Genomic DNA, 4,080 nt, shown 5'->3' on the forward strand with positions numbered 1-4,080 from the left:
TGCCGGTCGTGCATAACGCGGGGAAATACTGGCCCGCGAAGGGCTGGCCGGATCAGCCCGGCCATATCCGCGTGATCGTCATGGCCCCGCTTCCCGCCGATTGCGTGGTGCCACAAGAGTTGAACCGGCTCGCTCAGGAGCGCATGGAAAAAGAGATGACGCGACTTGCGTGAGCCCCGCTCTTTTTCAATACGGCCGGCGGCGCTTTGCAGCGCAAAGCCGGTCTACCGCCGACAACAACGCTTCAATCTCGACAGGCTTTTGCAGATAGCCATCGTAATGAACGAAAGCCGGCGGATGCGGATGGCCCGAGATCATCAAGAACGGGATATGCGCCGTCGCCGAGTTGGTCTTCATGGTCTGGCAAAGCAGCGCGCCGCCGAGCCCCGGCATTTTCCAGTCCGATATCACGATGTCGACGAGGTTCTCTCCAAGCAACGCCAGTGCGCCGTTGCCGTCGAAGGCGGACAGCACCTTGCACTCCTCCGACTGCATGCACAGGGTCCACGCTTCGATGGTCTCGGGATCGTCGTCGACGAGCAATACGGTTTTCATCGTGCTGGCGGCTTTGGTGGCGTCTTGTTAATTAGGTTCGGGCAAGTGAGACATCGCAAAGCAAGGTTTGGTTGCACGAAGATATCTTGCGCGCAGTTACAGTAAGGTTGCCTGTAGTCCATCGCAAGGCTGCTTCACGTGCATGCACCGCTTTACTCGAGCCACTTATATAGCTTTTATCGCACGTATGCTAATGGGGTTTTGCCGATGCCGCTCGCGCGGTAACAAGTGCCTGCAACACACGCTCCAGCAAGCTATTTCATACCGATACGCACCGCCTCGCGCTCGCGCCCCGCGTCACGGATTGCATCGATAAGACTATCCAGCGCCGGTGACTTCGCACGGTCGTGACGCAGGATCAGGCCGATGGGTTCATCGGCACTTGCGAAAGGCATGGGCAGGCGTGTCAGCAACTTCAATGCAATGTCGTGCTCGACTACGCTCGAAGGCACAAACCATACCGCGTCGTTGTGCAATGCAAGAGCGCGTCCAAGCGACACCGACAATGTCTCGATCAGCGAGCTCGATGCCTGGGCGCCGAAAGCCGTCAGCACGCTCTCGGCGGACTGGCGGATCAACGTGCCGAACGGTGGAACGACTATTGGAAAGCGTGCAAGCAAGCTCGCGGTTACATTGCTTTCGTGCACGAGCGGATGATCGTTGCGCACAACGACCGTCAGCGGTTCGCGATACAACTGCTCGAAGGTCATCCCGACCATGCCTTCGGGTTCGGAAAGCCGGCCGACGACCAGATCGGTATCGGCGGATTTGAGGCGTTCGAGCAACTGCCCGTTCGACCCGGTCCACACTTTCACCGATACCCCCGGCCACCGCGCCCGGAAAGCCGCGAGCGTCGGCGGCAACAAGGCGGGCGCAACCGTGGGCAGCACGCCGAGGGAGACTGTTCCCGGATGTTCGACGCCATGACGCGACAACTCGTCCACACCCTCGCGCAGAGCGCCCACGCAAGCCGCGGCGTGGGGCGCGAACAGACGTCCTTCGCGCGTCGGCTCGGCGCCGCGCCGGCCGCGCTCGAACAATCGCACGCCTAGAATGGATTCCAGCTCGGCAATGGTCTTCGATACCGCCGGCTGCGTGATCGACAGGCTGTCCGCCGCGCGTTGCACACTCCCGAACTGGGTCACGGCAAGAAAGCATTGCAGGTGCCGGAACTTGATCCGGCCGCTGGTCAGGCTGCCCAGTTCCGCAGCCGACGCAGCGCCAAGAGAGGATTCGTTATCCATGACGATCAGTTATGTCTGGATGCATAAAACGTCATTTTCCATAACTTCACCGCTTCGATAAAGTGTTGATTCACATTTTAAAAGCCGGAGACAAAAATGGATGCTCCCTCATCACTCCTGAGCCCGCGCGACTGGGATTCACACCCGCCCTACTCTTATCCTGGCTACAAGTCGTCGGTATTACGCAGCCCTTCACGGCCGCTGATTCCGCTCAAGGAAAAACTAAAGGACCGCCGCGTGCCCGTCTACGGCGCAGAAGATCTCGGCAAACTGGATCACGACCTGACCCGTAACGCCGCCAGAAACGGCGCGCCGCTCGGCGAACGCATCATCGTGACGGGGCGCGTGATGGACGAACGCAGGCGGCCGGTGCGCAATACGCTGGTCGAAATCTGGCAAGCGAACGCTGCCGGACGTTACGTTCACAAGGCAGATCAGCACGACGCGCCGCTCGACCCCAACTTCCTCGGCGCGGGGCGTTGCATGACGGACAACGACGGGCGGTATCGATTCCTGACGATCAAACCCGGCGCGTATCCGTGGGGCAACCATTCGAACGCATGGCGTCCGAACCACATCCATTTTTCGCTCTTCGGCGAATATTTCGGCTCACGGCTCGTCACGCAGATGTACTTCCCGGGCGACCCGCTGCTCGCGCTCGACCCGATCTTCCAGGGCACGCCGGAACACGCGCGCAACCGGCTGGTCTCGCGATTTTCCATCGATACGACCGAGGAAGCCCATGCGCTCGGTTACGAGTTCGACATCGTGCTGCGCGGCCCGAACCAGACCCCGACGGAGGCTTGAACATGATGACCTTTAGCCAGACGCCCTCGCAAACCGTCGGACCGTATTTCGCTTACGGCTTGTGTCCCGAACAGTACAACTTCGACTTGAAGAGCTTGTTCACGCCATCGATTGCAGACCGGGAATCGGCGGGACAGCACATCAGCATCGTCGGACAGGTTTTCGATGGCGACGAAAAAGTGATCGGCGACGCGGTGATCGAGATGGTTCAGGCTGACTCGACCGGCCGTTATGTCACCACAGTGGCCGAGGCACGCGAGTCCGGTTTCCGCGGCTTCGCGCGGGTCGGCACGGGCACCGATCCCGAGCTTCGCTACGTGGTCGATACAGTCAAGCCGGGCAGCACGGGCAGTGATTCGGCGCCGCATATCGATGTGATCGTGCTGATGCGCGGCATGCTGCTGCATGCATACACGCGCCTTTATTTCGACGATGAAACGGAAGCCAACGCCGGCGACGACGTGCTCGCGCTAGTTCCCGCAGAGCGGCGCGCAACGCTGATTGCGAAGCGTGAACCGGGAACGTCGAACACGATTTACAGGTTCGATATCCATCTGCAAGGTCCCAAAGAGACGGTGTTCTTCGATCTTTGAAGCGTCGCGCCATGCGGTAAAAACGGACGTCCGGCATCGATGGTTTATGATGTCGGACGCTCGAACCCGCCTGCACTGCGCCATGAAAGACGATCAAACTCCCAGCCCGCTATACCTCAAGCTTTTCTCCGAAACTGCCCAGATCGAATGGTCCGAACTGGAGCGATTCTTCGCGCGCGGCGTGTTGCTGAAAGTGGCGCGCGACATCGATCTGGTCAGTGTGGCTGAAGCCGTTGCCGGCGACGATACGAAGCGCGTGACCGAGTGGTTGTCATCAGGCCTGCTCGAACGCACGACGGCAGAAACCGCCGCTGACCTGGCGGACCGTAATCCCGAGTTGTGGGCCGTGGTGGTGTCGCCGTGGGTTTGCGTGCAGGAACGCGGCTAGACACATTACCGTTTAGCGTGTCGTCAGCTTCCGCCATAAGGTCGTCTTGCTGATTCCCAGCGCCTTCGCCGTCCTCCCGCGATCGCCGCCGAACGAATCCAGCATCGTTCGGATCTCATCGGCCTGCAACTTGCGGCTGCGCGCCTTGAGCGATTCCTGATTCGAATTCATTGTTTCTTCCTCGAGCTCAGGCGCTATCGACCGTATCAACCTGGGCGTCAACTTCAACGGCTTCGCGGCCGGATCTTCCAGCTCCAGCGAAATCCTTTCGATCACGTTCTGCAATTCGCGCACGTTTCCGGGCCACGCGTAGCTCGTGAATATCGGCATGACCGGGTCGAGTGCCTTGAGCGCGGCATCGAATGAAACCACGCGCCCGGTGCGCCACAACAATTGCGCGGCCAGTGCCGCTATATCCGCCGACCGTTCGCGCAACGGCGGCAGGTGCAGATTCAGGATATTCAGCCGATAAAAAAGGTCCGCGCGAAACTCA

Annotated in this window: 6 protein-coding genes; 3 read left to right on the forward strand and 3 right to left on the reverse strand. The window is 60.1% G+C overall.

From position 1 onward, the window contains the following. Nucleotides 1–186: 186 nt before the first annotated feature. Nucleotides 187–555, reverse strand: a complete 369-nt coding sequence (locus tag ACFFAR_RS26590; RefSeq protein WP_069638419.1) for a PleD family two-component system response regulator — start codon at nucleotides 553–555, stop codon at nucleotides 187–189. 254 nt (nucleotides 556–809) lie between these two features. Then, nucleotides 810–1,799 (reverse strand): pca operon transcription factor PcaQ, encoded by a 990-nt coding sequence (gene pcaQ / locus ACFFAR_RS26595; RefSeq protein WP_174364905.1) that lies wholly within the window; start codon nucleotides 1,797–1,799, stop codon nucleotides 810–812. 96 nt (nucleotides 1,800–1,895) lie between these two features. Between pcaQ and pcaH the strand changes: the two genes are divergently transcribed. The 3 genes from pcaH (at nucleotide 1,896) to ACFFAR_RS26610 (ending at nucleotide 3,587) form a co-directional block, all read left to right on the forward strand. Then, a complete protein-coding gene (gene pcaH / locus ACFFAR_RS26600) occupies nucleotides 1,896–2,606 on the forward strand; it encodes a protocatechuate 3,4-dioxygenase subunit beta (RefSeq protein ID WP_174364904.1) in 711 nt (236 codons plus the stop codon). Between the two features lie 2 nt (nucleotides 2,607–2,608). Further along, complete coding sequence (pcaG, locus tag ACFFAR_RS26605) at nucleotides 2,609–3,199, forward strand: protocatechuate 3,4-dioxygenase subunit alpha (RefSeq protein ID WP_062172396.1); 591 nt, start codon at nucleotides 2,609–2,611, stop codon at nucleotides 3,197–3,199. 82 nt (nucleotides 3,200–3,281) lie between these two features. Next, complete coding sequence (locus ACFFAR_RS26610) at nucleotides 3,282–3,587, forward strand: DUF2288 domain-containing protein (RefSeq protein WP_062172645.1); 306 nt, start codon at nucleotides 3,282–3,284, stop codon at nucleotides 3,585–3,587. A 12-nt stretch (nucleotides 3,588–3,599) separates the two neighbouring features. Here the strand turns inward: ACFFAR_RS26610 and ACFFAR_RS26615 are convergent. After that, nucleotides 3,600–4,080, reverse strand: a 481-nt coding sequence (locus tag ACFFAR_RS26615) for a helix-turn-helix domain-containing protein (RefSeq protein WP_375508768.1), incomplete at its 5' end; no start/stop codon positions are given.

The sequence above is a fragment of the uncultured Caballeronia sp. genome (assembly GCF_964243625.1).
In the GTDB taxonomy this organism is placed as follows: domain Bacteria; phylum Pseudomonadota; class Gammaproteobacteria; order Burkholderiales; family Burkholderiaceae; genus Caballeronia.